Origin of the sequence: Halomonas ventosae (assembly GCF_004363555.1) — a bacterium.
In the GTDB taxonomy this organism is placed as follows: domain Bacteria; phylum Pseudomonadota; class Gammaproteobacteria; order Pseudomonadales; family Halomonadaceae; genus Halomonas; species Halomonas ventosae.
This window is the reverse complement of the sequence record NZ_SNZJ01000015.1, coordinates 86,812-105,989: the sequence shown is the minus strand read 5'-3', so window position 1 is coordinate 105,989 and position 19,178 is coordinate 86,812. Positions and strand designations below refer to the sequence as shown.

The window sequence follows — 19,178 nt, the reverse complement described above, 5'->3', positions numbered from 1 at the left end:
CATCAGCTGCCGGCCTTCCTGCAGCAGCTCGACATGGAGTCCAACGGCAAGTCGGTGGACATCTTCGGCCACCCGGTGGACTACAAGACCGGGCCGATCGTCTGGGGCCAGACCGGCTCCAACGGCCAGCACGCCTTCTTCCAGCTGTTGCACCAGGGCACCCGCTACGTGCCCATCGACTTCATCGCCTCGCTCAAGCCCGAGCCGGGCATGGAAGAGCACCACTTCGCGCTGCTCACCAACATGCTGGCCCAGGCCAACGCCTTCATGGAGGGTAGTCAGACCGGCAGCCGGCTCGACCCCTATAGCTGCCCGGGCAACCGCCCTTCCAGCGTGCTGCTGCTCGACGAGCTGACGCCCCGCAACCTCGGCGCGCTGATCGCGCTCTACGAGCACAAGGTGTTCGTCCAGGGAGTGATCTGGAACATCAACTCCTTCGACCAGTGGGGGGTACAGCTGGGCAAGCGCATCGCCGGCGAGATCAGCGAGCGCATCGACGCCCACAGCCAGGACTTCGATGCCTCCACCCAGGGCCTGCTGGCGCTGGTGCGCGGGCACTTCCCCCGCGGCGGCGGCGAACCGGCGCCCAAGGGCGGCAGGAAGGGCAAGGCAAGGGGCTGAGGGGCCTCACCTCCGGGCGAGCGCCAGCCGCTGCCCAGTGCGGTGCCCCGCCCAGGCGGCGCCCAGCCATACCACGAGGCTCACCGCCACATAGCTCAGGGCCGCCACCTGGCGGCCCTGATGCATCAGGTGCAGGGTCTCCAGGCCAAATAGCGAGAAGGTGGTGAAGCCACCGCAGAAGCCGCCCACCAGGAAGGGCTGCCAGCGCGCGACCCGGCCGCGGGTGCGGCGGGCGGCATAGGCGGCGAAGCCGACGATCAGCCAGGAACCGAGGCCGTTCACCGCCAGGGTGGCCCAGGGAAAGGCCGGTCCCGCCAGCGCCGACGAGACGAGATAGCGCAGCGTGGACCCCAGGGCACTGCCCAGCCCCACCGCCCCATAGGCACGCCAGGCGATCATGACAGGCCTCCCGCCAGCCAGGCCCCGGCCGGCAGCGCGGCGACCCCCGCCCCCAGGGTCAGGGCGACATAGCCCAGGGCCGCGGCCTTGCGCCGCTGCTGCCAGAGCGTCAGGGTCTGCAGGCTGAAGGAGGAGACAGTGGTGTAGCCCCCCAGCAGGCCGATGGCCAGCAGCGGCCAGGCCGGCCCCGGCTCGGGGCCGGACAGGCCCAGCCCCCCGGTCACGAGGCCCATCAGCAGGGCGCCACTCAGGTTGACCACCAGGGTCCCCCAGGGAAGACCGGCCCCGAGATAACGGGCCATGAGATTGCCCACCGCCAGGCGTGCCATGCCGCCCAGCCCCCCGCCACCGGCCACGGCCAGCAGCACCAGCGGGTCGATGCTCATCCACTCTCCAGGGTTGCGAGAAAGGTCCCGGGAGGATGGCGACAAGCGCCAAAAAAAGGCCACCCGGTAAGAGTGGCCAAGAGTATCGCATGCTTGCCTTGCAGGGGGCAGTGACCCTCGGGTCGCTGCTGGGAACAACTTTGGCACAAGTTTGCCGTGATGTACAATTCATGTACATGAAAATGTGATGACAGCGTCCGGGTCGTGACCCCGAGACAAAGTCCGTATCATGCTGATAAACGATCGCAACCCTGACACCACACATCGCCAACACGCCACGAGACGGAGGTCACAGCGTGAACCCAATGCGAGCCCTTCCTGCCATCCTCGGCTGGCTGCTGATTGCCCTGGTGGCATTCGCCGCCCCGGCCCAGGCCCAGCAGGCCGATGCCGGCAGCGAGCCGCCGGCCTACTCCACCCTGGCCGACCTGCTCGAGAACGAGCAGTCGCGCCAGCAGCTGATCGACCAGCTGCGCGGCATGGCGGGGGACGTCGCCGCCTCCGAGACCGCCACCGAGGAGAGCGCCGCCGGCGCCGAGCCCTCGCTGCCCAGGCAGCTGGCCGAGGCCACCAGCCGCATCGTCGGTGAGGTCGGTAGCCAGTTCACCAGCCTGGTGGAGGTGCTCGGCGGGCTGTTCACCGGCAGTGCCGACGCGACCAGCAGCTTCGACACGGCCGCCTTCACCAGCGCCGCCATCAACCTGGGCCTGGTGATACTCGCGACCTTCGTGCTGTTCGTGGTCATCCGCCGGCTGGCGCGGCCGCTGTTCACGCGCATCAGCCAGTGGTCGCTCAACGGCCAGGGGCTGACCCCGGTGCTGCGCCTGGTCCTCTGCGTGGCCCTGGCGGCGGTGATCGACGTGGCGGTGGTGGCCCTGGCATACGTGGGGGGCAACCTGGTCGCCACCTTCGCGGTAGGCGAGACCGGCGAACTCTCCACCCGTGCCTCGCTGTTCCTCAACGCCTTCCTGGTGATCGAGCTGCTCAAGGCGGCCGTGCGCATGCTCTTCTCGTCGCGCTACGAAGGGCTGCGCCTGCTGCCGGTGGGGGCCGAGGACGCCTCCTACTGGAATGGCTGGATCGCCCGCCTGATCGGGCTGGTGGGCTATGGCCTGATGGTGGTGGTGCCGCTGGTCAACGTCTACCTGTCGCCGACCCTGGGCCAGAGCATCGGCACCCTGATCATGATCGGCGCCTTCGTCTATGCGGTCGCCGTGGTGCTGCGCAACCGGGTTCGCCTGCGCGACGCCCTCAACCACAAGGCCGACAACGCCACCATGGCGGCCAGCCGGGTCTCGCTGCAGCTGTTCGCCCGCACCTGGCACCTGTTCGCCCTGGCCTACTTCGTGATGGTGCTGGTGCTGGTGCTGACCCGGCCGGCAGACGCCCTGCCCTTCGTGCTCTTCGCCACCCTCAAGACCATCGCCGCGGTGGTGGTGGGCCTGCTGGTCTCGAGCCTGTTGACCCAGACCATCGGCCGGCGCATCCGCTTGAGCGATGACCTGCGCCGCAAGCTGCCGCTGCTCGAGCCGCGGCTCAACAGCTACGTGCCCAATGCCCTGCGCGTGATCCGCACGCTGATCCTGATCACGGTGGTCCTGGTGGTGCTGAACGCCTGGGGCGCCTTCGACCTGGCGGCCTGGTACGCCTCCGAGGCCGGCCGCGGCCTGGTCGGCAAGGTGGTCAGCGTATCGGTGATCCTGGTGATGGCCGTGGCCGTCTGGCTGGGGCTGGCCAGCCTGATCGAGCACAAGCTCAACCCGGAGACCGGCGGCGGCGTGCCCTCGGCCCGCGCCCAGACCCTGCTGGCCCTGTTCCGCAACGCCCTGGCCATTGCCCTGATCACCATGACCGCGATGATCGTGCTGGCCGAGATCGGCATCAACATCGGCCCGCTGATCGCCGGTGCCGGTGTGCTGGGCCTGGCCATCGGCTTCGGCGCCCAGAAGCTGGTGCAGGACATCATCACCGGCATCTTCATCCAGGTGGAGAACGCCATGAACACCGGCGACGTGGTCACGGTGGGCGGCATCACCGGTACCGCCGAGAAGCTCAGCATCCGCTCGGTGGGCATCCGTGACCTCTCCGGCACCTACCACATCGTGCCCTTCTCCAGCGTGGACACCGTCTCCAACTACATGCGCGAGTTCGGCAACCATGTCGGCGAGTACGGCATCGCCTACCGCGAGAGCATCGATGAGGCCATCGAGCAGCTCAAGCTGGCCTTCGAGGACCTCCAGGCCAGCGAGGAGCACGGCCACAAGCTTCTGGAGCCGCTCACCGTGGCCGGCGTCGTGGCCCTGGCCGACAGCTCGGTGAACATCCGGGTGGTGATCAAGACCACGCCCGGCGACCAGTGGGCGGTGGGCCGCGCCTACAACCGCCTGGTCAAGCTGCGCTTCGACGAGGCCGGCATCGAGATCCCCTTCCCGCACACCACGCTCTACTTCGGCGAGGACAAGGCGGGCCGTTCACCGGCCGCCAACGTGCGGGTGCTGGAGTCCACGGCACGCCGGCGCAGCGGGGCCGCGCCGCACCACGAGGATGCCGAGCGGGGCATCCAGGAGATCGCCGATCCGGACCACCGCAACCCCTCGGGAGACGACGTCGAGGAGCCGTGACGCCCAGGCGTTTCTCCCACCCCAATGCACAGCGGGGCTGCCTTCCGGCAGCCCCGCTGGCGTTTGGGGAGACAGAAGCGATGGCTTCAGTGGGTGGTCACCAGCATCAGCACGCTGAGCGCCGCCGAGACCCACATGGCCGGGCGGATCGCCTCCAGGCGCCCGGTGAAGAGCTTGATCAGCACGAAGGAGAGGAAGCCGAAGGCGATCCCCAGGGTGATCGAGTAGGTCAGCGGCATCAGGATGATCGCCAGGAAGGCCGGGAAGGCCTCCTCGGCACGCGCCCAGTCGATCTTCGCCACCGGCGCCAGCATGAACAGCCCCACCAGCACCAGGGCCGGGGCCGTGGCGATGCCCGGCACCAGCGAGAGCAGCGGCGAGAGGAACAGGAAGGGCAGGAAGAGCAGCGCGATGGTCACCGCCACCAGGCCGGTACGCCCGCCCTGGGCGACCCCGGCGCCGGACTCGATGAAGGTCTGGGCCGCGCTGGTGCCGAGCGGCGCGGCGATCATCGAGGCGAAGGCATCCACGGTCATGGAGCGCTTGAGGTTGCGCGGGTTGCCGTCCTTGTCCTTGAGGTCCGCCGACTCGGAGAGCGCCATGAAGCAGGAGAGGGCATCGAAGAAGTTGGTGAACAGCATCACGAAGATGAACGGCAGGTAGGCCACCTTCAGCGCCCCCCAGATATCCACCTGCATCACCGCGCTGAAGTCGGGCCAGGCGGCCAGTCCGCTCCACTCCACCATGACTTCCTCGCCCCACAGGCGGCCCATGGGGGCGGAGAGCAGGGTGGTCAGGGCGATGCCGAGGATCAGCGCGCCGTTGAAGCGCAGCACCACCATGATGGCGGTGGCCATCAGCCCGATGAAGAAGGTCACCAGGCTCGCGTCGAAGCTGCCCAGGGTCACCAGGGTGGCCTCGCTGCCGACGATGAAGCCGGCGTTCTTCAGGCCGATGAAGGTGATGAAGAGCCCGATGCCGCAGGTGATGGCGTAGCGCAGCGAGGCCGGGATCGCCTCGATGATCGCCTGGCGGACGTTGAACATCGCCAGCACCGCGAACAGCACGCCGGACCAGAAGACGCAGCCCAGGGCCACCTCCCAGGAGAGGCCGGCACCCAGCACCAGGGTGTAGGTGAAGAGCGCGTTCATGCCCATGCCGGGAGCCACCAGGATGGGATTGCGCGCATAGAGCCCCATGGCCAGGCTGCTCATGAAACTGATCAGCACGGTGGCGGAGAGGGCCGCGGAGAAGGGGATGCCGGCATCCGAGAGGATCGCCGGATTGACGACGATGATGTACATCGAGGCCAGGAAGGTGGCGATCCCCGCGAGCACCTCGGTGCGCAGCGAGGAGCCACGGTCGCGTACACGAAAGTAGCGCTCGATCCAGTGCCCTTCCGGGGCGGCGGCAGGCGAGGCGGCGGTCGAAGTCTGTTCCATGGCGGGGTCCCGTTGTTGTTGTGGGTCGTGGTGGAAGGTCTGTCGTCGACTAGGGTAGGCAATTCCTGACCGATTGGACAACACCCGGGGCGCCATCAGGGTATACAAAAAGGTCTAATACCTGGATACCGGATGGCCAGGCAGCAGAAGGGGCGCCCGAAGGCGCCCCCTGGAGAGTGGATCACTGGCCGGCCCGGCAGCCGACCGTTCAGGCCGTCTTGCTCTTCTTCTCCTCGTGCGGCTCCTCGCTCGGCTGGGGCAGCGAGGGCAGCGACTTGTCGAGCAGTTCGACGCTCTGCCGGTAGAAGAGCTGGCTCTTCTGGTGCTCGCCCAGGTTGGCATAGAGCCGCGCCAGCTCGGCACAGGCCACCCCGCTGGGCCGCTGGCGCTGACTCGCCTCGAAGTACTCCTGGGCCTTGCCCCAGTAGGCGTTGCGCAGCGACAGGCGTCCCAGGGTCAGCAGCAGGTCCGGGTCGTTGGGTCGCTCCTGCAGCCACTTCTCGGCCACCACCAGCTGCCGGGGCGCATCCACGTCGAGCAGGCCATAGCGCAGCACCAGACGGCTGTCCCAGTGCTCCTTGAGCGAGTGGCGCAGCAGCCGTTCGGCGATGCCCTCCTCCTTGCCCCGCACCAGCGCCTCGGCATAGAGCACGATCAGGTCGGTGTTGCTGCGCAGGTGGTCGGGCATGTCGGCCCAGAGGTTGCGCACCCGCTCGATGTCGCCGGGATTGCGCGCCTCCTGGCCGATCAGCTCGCGATAGGCGCGCAGCTCGAGCTGCTCGCGCTCCTCGCGGGAGATCAGCTGCTGGGCCCCCAGCCGGGGCATCAGGCGGCGCAGGCCATCCCAGTCGCTGACGCTGAGGTAGGCCTGCTTGAGCTGCTTGAGCACCTGGGGGTGGTTGGGCAGGTGGCGGTCCAGGCGGGTGAGGATCGCCAGCGCCTCCTCGTACTGCTGGCGGTCCAGCATCAGCTGGGCCTGCATCATGCCCACCGCGGTGTCGGCCCCCTCGGTGCTCAGGTGGGCCCGCTTGAGCAGGGTATCGGCCTGCTCGTAGCGCCCCTGGTAGTGGGCCGCCAGCGCCGCCGAGAGGTAGTTGACCAGCGGCGTGCTGGAGTCGTCGGCCGCCTTGACCAGCGACTTCTCGGCACGCTTCCAGCGGCCTTCGGCCAGCGCCACCAGGCCGCGCACGGTGCGCTTCATGGCGGTGCGGTTGCGGGCACGGCTGTTCCACACCTTGAAGCGGGAGACCGGCCGCGTCAGGCGCAACAACAGCCGCAGGGCGAAGTGCAGCACGATGAAGGCGGCCAGCAGCAGGACCAGGCCGAACCAGAAGGAGGTCTGGAGGGAGGTGTCGCCCACCCGCACCAGCCAGTAGCCCGGCACCGACATCATCAGCTGGCCGAACAGCGCCCCGAGCGCCAGGCCCAGGACCACGATCAGGATCAGCTTTCTCATGCGTCATCTCCCTGGCCGTCGTCACGACCCTCGAAGCGCCGCTCGATGAAGGTCGCCAGCGCCTGCTGGGAGCCGCTGATATCGGGAAGTTCCGGGCGGATGCTGCGCTGCTTGAGCTCCTCGAGGCGCGAGATCACCGACTGCACGCCCTCGGCGTCGGTATCGTAGTAGCCGCGGATCAGGGTCAGGGCCTTGTCGAGGCTGGCCTCAAAGAGCGCCTGCTCCTCCTTGAGCAGCGCCAGCTGGGACTGCTCGAGCACCAGGCGCACGCTCTGGCGCAGGTAGGACTCCTGCTCCGGCGAGATCAGCGCCTCCAGGGCCTGGTCGTGCTGGCGCACGGTGACCAGCTCCTTGAGCTCGCCGCCGAAGCGTGCCAGCTGCTCCTGCCAGCCCCCCGTGGGGGCCTCCTCGAGGGCGGCGGCGTCGGCGGTGATCTCCTCGATCTCCTGGGCCAGCGGCTGGCCGGCGAGCTGCTCCTGCTGGGCGTTGAGCGCCAGGTAGAGCCCGGTGCGGTCGACCCGCGGCACTGAGTCCAGTGCAGCCAGCTCGGAGGCGATCTCGCGGCGCACTGGCACCAGGGCCGGATTGTCGGCCTCGCGCAGCCGCTCGTCGGCAGTGCGCAGCAGGGCGGCGGCGCCTTCGACATCGCGCTCCAGCTGCAGGCGCTGGTTGGCCAGGCGCAGCAGGTAGGCGGCCTCGGCGTGCAGCCAGTCGCGCTCGTCGGTGTCCTGCTCGCGGGAGAGCTCGTCGAGCACCTTGTCCAGGGTCTCGTCGACGCTGCTGCGATAGTCGGCGAACTCGCCGCGCAGGTCGGAGAGGGCCGAGTCGAGGGCGGCGTCACGCTCGCTCTCCGCGCTCTCCAGCCGCCCCTGCAGGTCGCCCAGGTCCGAATGGCTGGCCACGTCGCCGGGCAGCGCGGCCAGGCGCTGCTGCTGGGCATCGAGCTTCTGCCAGGCCTGCCAGCCGAACAGCGCCACGCCGACGGCGAGCAGGATCACCAGCACCAGGGCGAGGATCCCGGCCTTGCCGCCGCCCTTGCCGCCATCACCAGCGGAGCGCCCGGGCGTGGCAGCGGCCGCACCACCCCCCGCCGGGGCGGCCGAACCGCCGCTACCGGCGGCCTTGCCGGATTTGGCCGACTTATCGGCACTGGCCGACTTATCGGCACTGGCCGACTTATCGGCATTGGCCGGCTGGGCGGGCTTGTCGGCACCGCCGCTGGGGGCAGCGGGCTTGGCGCTGGCCGCCTGCGCCTGGCTCGCGGCTGGCTTGTCTGCCGCCGGTTTTTCCGCGGTGCTCTTGTCACCGCCGCTTGCCGGCTTCTCGCCCTGCGCCGGACGGCTGGCGGAGGCGTCAGAAGACGCCTTGCCGGCGCCGGCCTCACCGCCGCCTGCAGGCGCCTGCGCGGCATCCGACTTGCCCTGCGCCGCGCCGGCGGCCTGCTTGCCACCGGCCTTGTCATAGCGACGCGACCGACGCCTGCCGGAAGCGGCCGACTTGCCGGCCTCGCCCCCCGAGCTCGCCGATTCCGCGCCGGAGGGCGCCTGCTGTTCGTCCTGATCGTGTGGTTGCTTGCTCATCTGTCGCTAGCCCTTTTCGAGATCATCATGATCGACATCGGCCTCCTCCGGGGCGCTGCTCCTGGCGACCGCGACCGCCAGGGCGGCAGGCGTGGCACCCGACGCCACGACGGGGAAACGAAACCCCAGCCTGCCGGCCAGTGTAGCCAACCGGGCACTGGAAACGATTAGCGGTTGGTTCAAGGCGGCGTCTGTGCACCATCTTGCCAGATGTTCGAGGATTTCTCCGCTGCTGACCACCAGCGCACGGTAATCGCCGGCGGCGAGCCGCGCCTGCATGGCGGGCTCGGGGTCGAGGAGGCGACGGCGATAGACCGCCAGGCGGGTCACCCGGGCGCCGCGTGCCGCCAGGGTATCGGCAATCAACCGACGCCCCCCCTCGCCGGCCACCAGCAGCACGCGCCGCTCGTCCAGGGACTGCAGCGAGGCGAGCCGCAGCAGCGCCTCGCTGGTGTCCTCGCCGGCCGAGGGCGAGGGCACGTGGACCCGCACCCCCAGGCGCCGGTGCAGCAGGGCGGCGGTGGAGGCCCCCACGGCATAGTAGTCGATGCCCACCGGCAGCTGGGGCCAGTAGCGCTCCAGCGCCTCGGCCAGGCACTCGGCCGCGAAGGGACTCACCACCACCACCTTGTGGAAGTGGTCGATGTCCAGCCAGGCGGTCCGCGTCGCCGGTGCCTCCGGCAAGGCCTCGAGGTGCATGACGTCCAGGCGCGAGACGGTAAGACCCCGGGCCTCGATGGCCGCGGCCAGCGGGCCGGCCCGCTCGCCCGGCCGGGAGATCAGTACCGGCAGCTCCGCCATCAGCCGGCGCCGTAGACCTCGGCGAGGATCTCGCCGGCGCCCTGGTCGAGCAGTTCCTCGGCCACGCGAATCCCCAGGGCCTCCGGCTCATGCATGGAGCCTCGTCCCTCGGCACGCAGCACCCGGGTCCCTTCCGGATTGCCCACCAGGGCACGCAGCCACAGGGTCTGGCCATCATCCTCGAACACCGCATGGCCGCCGATGGGCACCTGGCAGCCTCCCTCCAGGCGGGTGTTCATGGCACGCTCGGCGCGCACCCGGGTCGCGGTGGCCGCATGGTCCAGGGGCGTGAGCAGTGACAGCAGCTCGGGGTCATGCAGGCGACACTCGATGCCCAGCGCGCCCTGACCACAGGCCGGCAGGCAGACCTCGGGAGGCAGCTCCATGGTGATGCGGTCGTCGAGTCCCAGCCGCCGGAGGCCGGAGGTGGCCAGCAGGATGGCGTCGAACTCGCCGGCGTCCAGCTTGCCCAGGCGGGTCTGGACGTTGCCGCGCAGGCTCAGCACCTCGAGGTCGGGGCGTGCCTCGCGCATCTGCAGGCCGCGGCGCAGGCTCGAGGTGCCGATGCGCGCGCCCTCGGGCAGCTCGTCCAGGGAAGCGTAGTGGTTGGAGATGAAGGCATCGGTGGGCTCGGCACCCTCGAGGATCACCGAGAGCCCCAGGCTCTCGGGAAAGTGCATGGGCACGTCCTTCATGGAGTGCACGGCGATGTCGGCGCGGCCGTCGAGCATCGCCTCCTCCAGCTCCTTGACGAAGAGCCCCTTGCCGCCGACCTTGGCCAGCGGCGTGTCGAGGATCTTGTCGCCGCGGGTGGACATGGCCACCAGTTCCACCTTCAGGCCGGGATGGGCGGCCATCAGTCGGTCGCGGACATGCTCGGCCTGCCACATGGCCAGTTGACTCTTGCGGGTGGCGATACGCAGGGTATTGATGGCTTGCACGTGGTTCTCCCGTACCGGGTTGCCTGCCGTTGGCGCGCGTCGTGCCGGCGCCCGGTGATGACATGGATATCCCTCATCATAAAGCACCGCGCGGGGCAGGAAAAATCGCGTCGCCCCGCGGCGCCCTTCCGCTGCTGCCCCTCGCCAGCCGCACGGACTCTGGTACACTTTCCGCCATGTCAAGACAGCACCGCCCCGGCGGCGCTGCGGCCGGCCCACCGGCCGTCACCCACCGCAATCGTCTAGCAGGATGTCCAGCCCGATGAGCCCTAGTTCACCGAACCCCGGCACCAACCAGTCCTGGGGCGGCCGCTTCAGCGAGCCCACCGACGCCTTCGTCGAACGCTTCACCGCCTCGGTCGACTTCGACCAGCGCCTCGCCCTCCACGACATCCAGGGGTCCATCGCCCATGCCACCATGCTGGCCCGGGTCGGGGTGCTGACCGACGAGGAGCGCGACGCCATCATCGAGGGCCTCGGCGAGATCCGCGGCGAGATCGCGTCTGGCACCTTCGAGTGGTCCGTGGCCCTCGAGGACGTGCATATGAACATCGAGGCGCGGCTCACCGACAAGATCGGCATCACCGGCAAGAAGCTGCACACCGGCCGCTCGCGCAACGACCAGGTGGCCACCGACATCCGCCTCTTCCTGCGCGACGAGATCGACGTGGTCGGCGCCGAGCTGGCCCGCCTGCGCGACGGGCTGATCACGCTGGCCGACCGCAAGGCCGACACCATCATGCCCGGCTTCACCCACCTGCAGACCGCCCAGCCGGTCACCTTCGGCCACCACCTGCTGGCCTGGCAGGAGATGCTCGCCCGCGACCACGAGCGCCTGCTCGACTGCCGCCGGCGGGTCAACGTGATGCCGCTGGGGGCGGCGGCACTGGCCGGCACCACCTACCCCATCGACCGTCACGTCACCGCCGAGCTGCTGGGCTTCGAGCGCCCCGCCGAGAACAGCCTCGATGCGGTCAGCGATCGCGACTTCGCCATCGAGTTCACGGCCTTCGCCAGCATCCTGCTGATGCACCTGTCGCGCATGAGCGAGGAGCTGGTGCTGTGGACCAGCGCCCAGTTCGACTTCATCGACCTGCCCGACCGCTTCTGCACCGGCTCCTCGATCATGCCGCAGAAGAAGAACCCGGACGTGCCGGAACTGGTGCGCGGCAAGACGGGCCGGGTGTATGGCCACCTGATGGGCCTGCTGACCCTGATGAAGTCCCAGCCGCTGGCCTACAACAAGGACAACCAGGAGGACAAGGAGCCGCTGTTCGACAGCCTGGATACCGTCAAGGGCTGCCTGCGCGCCTTCGCCGACATGGTACCGGCCATCGAGCCGAAGAAGGCCAGCATGGCCGAGGCCGCCCGCCGCGGTTTCTCCACCGCCACCGACCTCGCCGACTACCTGGTGCGCAAGGGCGTGGCCTTCCGCGACGCCCACGAGATCGTCGGCCAGTCCGTGGCCTTCGGACTGGCCGAGGGCAAGGACCTCTCCGAGATGTCCCTCGAGGAGCTCCAGCAGTTCTCCGACACCATCGAGGCGGACGTCTTCGAGGTGCTGACCCTGGAGGGCTCGGTGGCCGCCCGCAACCATATCGGCGGCACCGCCCCGGATCAGGTGCGCGCCGCGGCCCAGCGGGCCCGTGACGCCCTGGCGGCACTGACGGGCCAGGCATGATGCAGCGCCTCGCCCCCCTGATCCTGACCCTGGGCGTGGCCGCGGGCCTGGCCGGTTGCGGCCAGAAGGGCCCGCTCTACCTGCCCGGCGACGAGGCGGCCGCCGAGCGCTATGACCCCGCCGGCCAGCAGGAGGCGTCGGACGAGGACGCGGCCCGGCAGGACGACGACACCGATTCCCAAGAGAAGCGCTGATTTATGTCGCGAGCGAAAGATAGGCTGATCGCCGCCGGAGCACAGCAACCGGAGTTGACTGGCTGCTCAATGAGGATTGCGCGCACCGCCGGCGGCCAGGATATCGAGCGCAGCAATAAATCAACGTTTCTCCGAGGCGAGAGCTAGCATGGATCACTTCGAATACCGCGACGGCGTCCTCTACGGTGAGGACGTGCCGCTCACCCGCATCGCCGACGAGGTCGGCACGCCCTGCTACGTCTACTCCCGGGCGACCCTGGCGCGCCACTTCCGCGCCTACACCGAGGCGCTGGGCGGCCACCCGCACCTGATCTGCTACGCGGTGAAGGCCAACTCCAACCTGGCGGTGCTGGGGCTGCTGGCCCGCCTCGGCGCCGGCTTCGACATCGTCTCCGTGGGCGAGCTGGAACGGGTGCTGGCCGCCGGCGGCGACCCGGCCCGAGTGGTCTTCTCCGGCGTGGCCAAGCAGGAGGCCGAGATGGCCCGGGCGCTGGAGGTGGGCATCAAGTGCTTCAACGTCGAGTCGCGCCCGGAGCTCGAGCGCCTCGACGCCGTGGCCGGGCGGCTCGGCAAGGTGGCCCCGGTGTCGCTGCGGGTCAACCCGGACGTCGACGCCGGCACCCACCCCTACATCTCCACCGGGCTCAAGGACAACAAGTTCGGCATCCCGGTGGACGAGGCGCTGGCCGTCTACGAGCTGGCCGCCACGCTGCCCAACGTGCGCGTCACTGGCCTGGACTGCCATATCGGCTCCCAGCTCACCGAGCTCTCGCCCTTCCTCGATGCCCTGGACCGGCTGCTGCTGCTGCTCGAGCGTCTGCGCGAGCGCGGCATCGAGGTGGAGCACCTGGACCTGGGCGGTGGCCTCGGCGTGCCCTACCGGGATGAGCACCCGCCGGCGCCCTTCGACTACGCCACCGCCCTCCTCGAGCGGCTGTCGAAATGGCCGGGCAGCGAGCGCCTGACCCTGCTCTTCGAACCGGGTCGCTCCATCGCCGCCAATGCCGGGGTGCTGCTGACCCGGGTGGAGTTCCTCAAGCCCGGCGAGACCAAGAACTTCGCCATCGTCGACGCGGCCATGAATGACCTCATCCGCCCCGCCCTCTACCAGGCCTGGCAGGCGATCCTTCCGGTCGACACCCGCCACCCGCGGGAGAGCGCCGTCTATGACGTGGTCGGCCCGGTCTGCGAGACCGGCGACTTCCTGGGCAAGGATCGCGCCCTCGCCATCGCCGCCGGCGACCTGCTGGCGGTACGCTCCGCCGGTGCCTATGGCTTCGTGATGGCCTCCAACTACAACAGCCGCCCGCGCCCCCCCGAGGTGATGGTCGACGGCGAGACCGCCCACCTGGTGCGCCGCCGCGAACGCCTGGCAGACCTCTGGGCAGGCGAGTCGCTGCTGCCCGATGATGCGGGGGAGGCGCGCTGATGCTGCTGCACTTCACCAAGATGCAGGGGCTGGGCAACGACTTCATGGTGGTCGACCTGGTCACCCAGCGGGCACGCCTGGCCGACGACCAGATCCGCCAGCTGGCCGACCGCCGCTTCGGCATCGGCTTCGACCAGCTGCTGGTCGTGGAGCCGCCGCGGGACCCGGAGATGGACTTTCGCTACCGGATCTACAACGCCGACGGCAGCGAGGTGGAGAACTGCGGCAATGGTGCCCGCTGCTTCGCCCGCTTCGTGCGCGACCAGCGCCTGACCCACAAGCGCGAGATCCATGTCGAGACCGCCGGCGGCCCGCTGACCCTGCTGGTCGAGGACGACGGTCGGGTCCGCGTCGACATGGGCGCGCCACGCTTCGCCCCCGGGGCGCTGCCCTTCGACGCCGCCGAGGACCGCCCGCTGCATCCACTGGAGGTGGACGGCGAGCACCTCGAGGTCGGCGTGGTCTCGATGGGCAATCCCCATGCGGTGCTGCGCGTCGACGACGTCGACACGGCCCCCGTCGAGCGCCTGGGACCGGCCCTCGAGGCCCATCCGCGCTTCCCGCGGCGGGTCAACGTGGGCTTCATGCAGGTCATCTCCGCCCATGAGATACGCTTGAGGGTGTACGAACGCGGCAGCGGCGAGACCCTGGCCTGCGGCACCGGCGCCTGCGCCGCGGTGGCCAGCGGTATCCGCCAGGGGCTGCTGAAGAGCCCGGTCACCGTGCACCTGCGCGGCGGCGACCTGGACATCGAGTGGGCCGGCGGCGACGCCTCCCTGATCATGACCGGTCCCGCCGAGCGCGTCTTCGACGGCCGCGTCGTCCTGAACTGAGCCGCCCCGCCACCAGAGGAGAAGCTGCATGACCCGAGCCGCCCCCGACCCGCGCAAGACCCTCGACCCCGACCGGGTGGCCCAGTGGCTGGCCTGTCACCCGGACTTCTTCGTCGGTCGCGAGGGCCTGCTGCAGCAGCTCAAGGTGCCGCACCCCGAGGCCCGCGGCGCCACCTCGCTGCTCGAGCGTCTGGTCCACGACCTGCGCTCACGCGCCGAGCAGGCCGAATGGCGCCTGGAGCAGCTGCTGGAGTCGGCTCGCCATAACGAGGGCCAGTATCGCCGCACCCGCGAGCTGGTGCTGGCACTGCTCGAGGCCGAGGACAACGACGCCCTGGGGCAGGCGCTGGCCACCCAGCTCGCCGAGCGCTTCCATACCCCGGCGGTGGCGCTGTGGTGCCCGGCCAGCCTCACCGATGCCGAGCCCCGGCCGCCCCAGGCCCCACGCCAGGTCCTCGACGACCATGCCGGCCAGCGCCTGGCCGCCCTGCTCGACGGCCGCACCAGCCGCTGCACGCGCCTGACGCCGACCGACTGGAAGCGCCTGCTGCCCCATGTGCCGGCACCCGACAAGGCCGGCTCCTGCGCCCTGTCACGGCTGACCCTGGGCGAGCCGCTGGGCTACCTGGTGCTGGCGAGCCCCGACCCGGACCACTTCCGCGCCAGCATGGATACCCTGTTCACCGAATACGTGGGCGAGGTGGTGGCACGACTGCTGGTGCGCCTGGCCCCGGCCTCGCCGTGACCGACCGCCTGCTGGACCACGAGGTCGACGCCTTCCTGGCCGGGCTGGCTCGCACCGCCAGCCCGGCCACGGTGGGCGCCTACCGACGTGACCTGGCGGCCCTGGTGGCCTTCCTCGAGGCCGAGGCCATCGCCGACTGGTCAGCGCTGGATGCCGCCCTGCTGCGCCGCTTCCTGGGCAGCGAGCGCATGCGGGGCCAGGCCCCACGCAGCCTGGCCCGGCGGCGCGCGGCCATCTCGGGCTTCGCCCGGCACCTGGTGCAGGCCGGCAGGCTGCGCCACAACCCGGTCCCCCTGGTGCGCACGCCGCGCCAGCCCCGGCACCTGCCGCATCCCCTGGACGTGGACCAGCTGGCCCGCTTTCTCGACACGCCCCACGACGACTCGCCCCTGGCCCGGCGCGACCAGGCGATGCTGGAGCTCTTCTACTCGAGCGGCCTGCGCCTGGCCGAGCTGGCGGCGCTGGACCTCGGCGACCTCCAGCCGCAGCGGGTGCGGGTGCTGGGCAAGGGCGGCAAGCCCCGCCAGGTACCGGTGGGTCGGCGGGCGCGCCAGGCCCTGGACGCCTGGCAGGCGGTGCGCGGCCAGCTGGCCGACCGCGACACGCCGGCGCTGTTCGTCGGTGTCCGCGGGGCCCGGCTGGGCCATCGCGCCATCCAGAAGCGGCTGGCCGAGCTGGCCAGGGCCAGGGGGCTGGCCGAGCACCTCCATCCGCACCGGCTGCGCCACTCCTTCGCCAGTCACCTGCTGGAGTCGAGTCAGGATCTGCGGGCCGTGCAGGAGCTGCTGGGGCATGCGGACCTCGCCACCACCCAGGTCTATACCCGGCTCGACTGGCAGCATCTGGCGGCGAGCTACGACGCGGCCCACCCCCGGGCACGCCGCCGCCCCGACGATGGCGGGGAGCCGTCATGACCCTGCAGGCGATCACCTTCGACCTCGACGACACCCTGTGGGACAACCGCGGCGTGATGGCGCGCACCGAGACCGGCCACTACGCCTGGCTCGACGAGCGCCTGGCCGCCTGGCTGGCCCACCGCGGCGAGACGCATCTCGGCCGCTTCGCCGAGCGCTTCCCCCTGGAAGCCTACCAGGCCGGTCGCCGCGAGCTCGCCGAGCGATACCCGCTGCGTCGCGGCGACTTCAGCTGGCTGCGCGAGCGCGCCCTCGTTGCGCTGCTGGAGGAATTCGGGCTGCCGCGCAGCGCCGCCTGGCTATGGGCCGCCGCGACCATGGCACGCTTCCATGAACTGCGCCTCGCGGTCTCGCCCCACCCCGAGGTGGAGCCGCTGCTCACCGAGCTCGGTGGCCGCTACCGGCTGGGGGCCATCACCAACGGCAACCTGGCGGTGCACCGCCTGGCGCTGCACCGCCACTTCCGGGTGGCCATCGCCGCCGGCGAGATCCAGGCGCCCAAGCCGGACGCCCGCCCCTTCCTCGCCGCCCTGGCACGGCTCGCCACGCCGCCCTCCCGGGCGCTGCATGTGGGGGATTCCTGGCAGGAGGATGTGCTGCCGGCCCTGCGCCTGGGCATGCGCGCGGCCTGGATCGCCCCCGACACGCCCCATGCCGGCGAGCTCCCCGCGGGGGCATACCGCCTGCGCCACGTGCGAGAGCTGCCGGCATTGATCGCCAAACTGGAAGAGGAGCCCTGACACTGGTCAGGAGCGCCGTGGGCAAGCCGGAGAGGAGGTCCTACGCCAGGGATGGCGTCGGTAGCGCCCACGGAAGGGTTCACAGCGCCTCCTCGGAGGCTTGTCCGCGGAGTAGCTCCGACCGACCTTTATCTTTCCTTAGGCTCCAGCAGCCACTGGTCGAGGCGCTCGTGCACCTCCTCGATGCCCTGCTTCTTGAGGGCGGAGAAGAGCTGGATGCTTACCAGGTCCTCCCACTCGCGCAGCCGCGAGCGCACCTGCTGCAGGGCGCTCTTGGCCGCGCCGCTCTTGAGCTTGTCGGCCTTGGTCAGCAGGATGTGCACCGGCATGTTCGCCTCGTCGGCCCAGCCGAGCAGGGTCTGGTCGAACTCTGTCAGCGGGTGGCGCACGTCCATCACCAGCACCAGCCCGCGCAGCGAGCCGCGGCGGCGCAGGTAGTCGGAGAGGTGGCGCTGCCACTCCAGCTTGACCTGCTCGGGCACCTTGGCGTAGCCGTAGCCGGGCAGGTCGACCAGCCGGTGGCCGCTGTCCTCGCCCAGCGTGAAGAAGTTGATCAGCTGGGTGCGCCCCGGGGTCTTGGAGGTGCGGGCCAGCGCCTTCTGCCGCGTCAAGGCATTGATGGCGCTGGACTTTCCGGCATTGGAGCGACCGGCGAAGGCCACCTCGGCCCCGTCGTCGGGCGGGCACTTGGCCAGGGTCGGGGCACTGGTGAGGAAACGGGAGGCCTGGTAGTTGAGTCGCGACATGGCGGGAAAATCCTGACGTTGATCAAGGGCACCACGGCTTGCATTCCCGCGGCTCGGGTGTTCCGTTATAATGCAGTGTCTTTGTCTGCGACCCGGGGCGCGCCAGTATACCACCGTGCTCCGGCCGTCAGCGACCGACCTCAGGGCGTCGGCGACGACCGGCCAGAGGGCACCCGGCCTCGAGGATCGGGCGGCACCCGGGGTACGTACCGGCCAACAACGTAACGGGATAGTGGAACAGCGATGAGAAAGCTACTGGCAAGCCTGGCAATCACCGTGGGCGCCGTCGGCGTGGCCCATGCAGACCTTCAAGCGGATGCCGATGCCGCGGCGGGCAAGGAGAAGGCACAGGCCTGTGCCGCCTGCCATGGCCAGCAGGGCATCAGCCCGTCCGGCGCCTTCCCCAACCTGGCCGGCCAGCAGGCCTCCTACCTGGCCAAGCAGATCATGGACATCCGTGACGGCAACCGCGAGGTCGCCCAGATGGCCGGCCAGGTGGACAACTTCTCCGACCAGGATGCCTGGGACGTCGCCGTCTACTACGCCGACATGGAGCCCGCGCTGGGCCAGGTGGAGGCCGACGAGGCGCTGATCGAACTTGGCCGCGAGCTCTATCGCGCCGGCGACATGGCCAAGGGTGTTCCCGCCTGTGCCGCCTGCCACACGCCCACCGGCGAGGGCATCGGCAGCGCCGTCTATCCGGCACTCTCCGGCCAGCACCCCGAGTACACCCTGAGCACCCTGCAGGCCTTCGCCTCCGGCGCGCGGAACAACGACCCGGCCAACATCATGGGCGACATCGCCTCCAAGATGAGCGATCGCGATATGGAAGCCGTGGCCAACTACGTGCTCGGCCTGCACTGAGGCCGGCCCGGCGCACGTTGCGCTGACACTCCGAGGGCGGCCATTGGCCGCCCTCGTCGTCTGCGGTGGAACCCCACCCCTGCTCGGGACTCAAAGCCAGCGTCATGCCACCCCTCGGCACCTGGATCACGATTCATTCAAGGAGACCCCCATGCTCAAGCCCCTGATGCTCGTCCTCGCCGGCCTCGCCCTGCCGGGCCTGGCCACCGCCCAGTCCCTCGTCGAGGGGGAGCACTACGAGGTGCTCGACAACCCGGTGGAGACCCAGGTCGAGGACGGGCGCATCGAGGTGACCGAGGCCTTCTGGTACGGCTGCCCGCACTGCTACAACCTGGAGGAGCCGCTCAACGCCTGGGTCGCCGAGCAGCCCGAGGAGGTCGCCTTCCAGCGCATGCCGGCCACCATGGGCGGCGACTGGAACACCCATGCCTTCGCCTTCTATGCGGCCCAGGAGCTGGAGATCCTCGACGACCTGCATGACGACTTCTTCCATGCCATCCATGAGGAGGGGCGCAGCCTGACCGAGCCCGACGCCATCGCCGAGTTCTTCAGCGACTACGGCGTCAGCGAGGAGGAGGCCAAGAAGGCGCTGGGCTCCTTCGCCGTCAAGGGCAAGGTGAACCAGGCCCATGCCCGCATGCGCCAGATGCAGCTGATGGGCGTGCCGGCGCTGATCGTCGATGGCCGCTACCTGGTCTCGCCGAGCTCGGCCGGCAGCCTCGACAACATGCCGCAGGTCGCCGGTGCCCTGGTCGAGCGGGTCCGCGAGGAGCGGGCAGACTGAG

At 70.0% G+C, this 19,178-nt stretch carries 18 protein-coding genes and 1 pseudogene; 11 read left to right on the top strand and 8 right to left on the bottom strand.

Annotation, left to right across the window (positions count from 1 at the left end; all coding sequences use genetic code 11):
- A pseudogene (gene pgi / locus DFP85_RS13245) lies at window positions 1-621 on the top strand (glucose-6-phosphate isomerase); the annotation flags it as partial.
- A 6-nt stretch (window positions 622-627) separates the two neighbouring features.
- Here pgi and DFP85_RS13240 read toward each other — a convergent pair.
- Window positions 628-1,020 (bottom strand): fluoride efflux transporter FluC, encoded by a 393-nt coding sequence (locus DFP85_RS13240; RefSeq protein WP_133636810.1) that lies wholly within the window; start codon window positions 1,018-1,020, stop codon window positions 628-630.
- A complete protein-coding gene (locus DFP85_RS13235; RefSeq protein WP_133636808.1) occupies window positions 1,017-1,406 on the bottom strand; it encodes a fluoride efflux transporter FluC in 390 nt (129 codons plus the stop codon). The genes DFP85_RS13240 and DFP85_RS13235 overlap by 4 nt, the downstream gene beginning before the upstream one ends.
- 296 nt (window positions 1,407-1,702) lie before the next feature.
- On the opposite strand from DFP85_RS13235, the gene ybiO reads away from it, so the two are divergent.
- Window positions 1,703-4,027: a mechanosensitive channel protein gene (ybiO, locus tag DFP85_RS13230; protein ID WP_133636806.1), complete on the top strand. Its 2,325-nt coding sequence runs from the start codon at window positions 1,703-1,705 to the stop codon at window positions 4,025-4,027.
- An 86-nt stretch (window positions 4,028-4,113) separates the two neighbouring features.
- On the opposite strand, the gene DFP85_RS13225 is transcribed toward ybiO, so the two are convergent.
- From DFP85_RS13225 to hemC, 5 genes are all read right to left on the bottom strand, one after another.
- Window positions 4,114-5,469, bottom strand: coding sequence for an NCS2 family permease (locus DFP85_RS13225; RefSeq protein WP_133636804.1), 1,356 nt, complete (start codon window positions 5,467-5,469; stop codon window positions 4,114-4,116).
- Window positions 5,470-5,677: 208 nt separating this feature from the next.
- Window positions 5,678-6,925, bottom strand: coding sequence for a heme biosynthesis HemY N-terminal domain-containing protein (locus DFP85_RS13220; protein WP_133636802.1), 1,248 nt, complete (start codon window positions 6,923-6,925; stop codon window positions 5,678-5,680).
- Window positions 6,922-8,505 carry a uroporphyrinogen-III C-methyltransferase gene (locus tag DFP85_RS13215; RefSeq protein ID WP_133636800.1) on the bottom strand — a complete coding sequence of 528 codons (1,584 nt, stop codon included), beginning with the start codon at window positions 8,503-8,505 and terminating at the stop codon, window positions 6,922-6,924. Before DFP85_RS13215 ends, DFP85_RS13220 begins: the two co-directional genes overlap by 4 nt.
- Window positions 8,506-8,511: 6 nt before the next feature.
- A complete protein-coding gene (locus DFP85_RS13210; protein ID WP_133636799.1) occupies window positions 8,512-9,306 on the bottom strand; it encodes a uroporphyrinogen-III synthase in 795 nt (264 codons plus the stop codon).
- Complete coding sequence (gene hemC, locus DFP85_RS13205) at window positions 9,306-10,247, bottom strand: hydroxymethylbilane synthase (RefSeq protein ID WP_133636798.1); 942 nt, start codon at window positions 10,245-10,247, stop codon at window positions 9,306-9,308. The genes DFP85_RS13210 and hemC overlap by 1 nt, the downstream gene beginning before the upstream one ends.
- 262 nt (window positions 10,248-10,509) lie before the next feature.
- On the opposite strand from hemC, the gene argH reads away from it, so the two are divergent.
- From argH to DFP85_RS13170, 7 genes are all read left to right on the top strand, one after another.
- Window positions 10,510-11,928, top strand: a complete 1,419-nt coding sequence (argH, locus tag DFP85_RS13200; protein WP_133636796.1) for an argininosuccinate lyase — start codon at window positions 10,510-10,512, stop codon at window positions 11,926-11,928.
- Window positions 11,925-12,122, top strand: a complete 198-nt coding sequence (gene lptM, locus DFP85_RS13195; protein ID WP_133636794.1) for an LPS translocon maturation chaperone LptM — start codon at window positions 11,925-11,927, stop codon at window positions 12,120-12,122. Before argH ends, lptM begins: the two co-directional genes overlap by 4 nt.
- A gap of 148 nt (window positions 12,123-12,270) precedes the next feature.
- Window positions 12,271-13,551, top strand: coding sequence for a diaminopimelate decarboxylase (gene lysA / locus DFP85_RS13190; RefSeq protein WP_133636792.1), 1,281 nt, complete (start codon window positions 12,271-12,273; stop codon window positions 13,549-13,551).
- Window positions 13,551-14,384, top strand: coding sequence for a diaminopimelate epimerase (dapF, locus tag DFP85_RS13185; protein ID WP_133636790.1), 834 nt, complete (start codon window positions 13,551-13,553; stop codon window positions 14,382-14,384). The genes lysA and dapF overlap by 1 nt, the downstream gene beginning before the upstream one ends.
- A gap of 28 nt (window positions 14,385-14,412) precedes the next feature.
- Window positions 14,413-15,129 carry a DUF484 family protein gene (locus DFP85_RS13180; protein WP_133636788.1) on the top strand — a complete coding sequence of 239 codons (717 nt, stop codon included), beginning with the start codon at window positions 14,413-14,415 and terminating at the stop codon, window positions 15,127-15,129.
- A complete protein-coding gene (locus tag DFP85_RS13175) occupies window positions 15,126-16,043 on the top strand; it encodes a tyrosine recombinase XerC (RefSeq protein ID WP_243737301.1) in 918 nt (305 codons plus the stop codon). The genes DFP85_RS13180 and DFP85_RS13175 overlap by 4 nt, the downstream gene beginning before the upstream one ends.
- On the top strand, window positions 16,040-16,783 hold the full coding sequence (locus tag DFP85_RS13170) for an HAD family hydrolase (protein ID WP_133636787.1): 744 nt from the start codon (window positions 16,040-16,042) through the stop codon (window positions 16,781-16,783). Before DFP85_RS13175 ends, DFP85_RS13170 begins: the two co-directional genes overlap by 4 nt.
- Before the next feature lie 128 nt (window positions 16,784-16,911).
- Here the strand turns inward: DFP85_RS13170 and yihA are convergent, their stop codons facing one another.
- Window positions 16,912-17,529, bottom strand: coding sequence for a ribosome biogenesis GTP-binding protein YihA/YsxC (gene yihA / locus DFP85_RS13165; protein ID WP_133636785.1), 618 nt, complete (start codon window positions 17,527-17,529; stop codon window positions 16,912-16,914).
- A gap of 243 nt (window positions 17,530-17,772) precedes the next feature.
- On the opposite strand from yihA, the gene DFP85_RS13160 reads away from it, so the two are divergent.
- Both DFP85_RS13160 and DFP85_RS13155 read left to right on the top strand, forming a co-directional pair.
- On the top strand, window positions 17,773-18,393 hold the full coding sequence (locus DFP85_RS13160; protein ID WP_133636783.1) for a c-type cytochrome: 621 nt from the start codon (window positions 17,773-17,775) through the stop codon (window positions 18,391-18,393).
- Window positions 18,394-18,544: 151 nt separating this feature from the next.
- A complete protein-coding gene (locus DFP85_RS13155) occupies window positions 18,545-19,177 on the top strand; it encodes a thiol:disulfide interchange protein DsbA/DsbL (RefSeq protein ID WP_133636781.1) in 633 nt (210 codons plus the stop codon).
- The last annotated feature ends 1 nt before the right edge of the window (window position 19,178 follow it).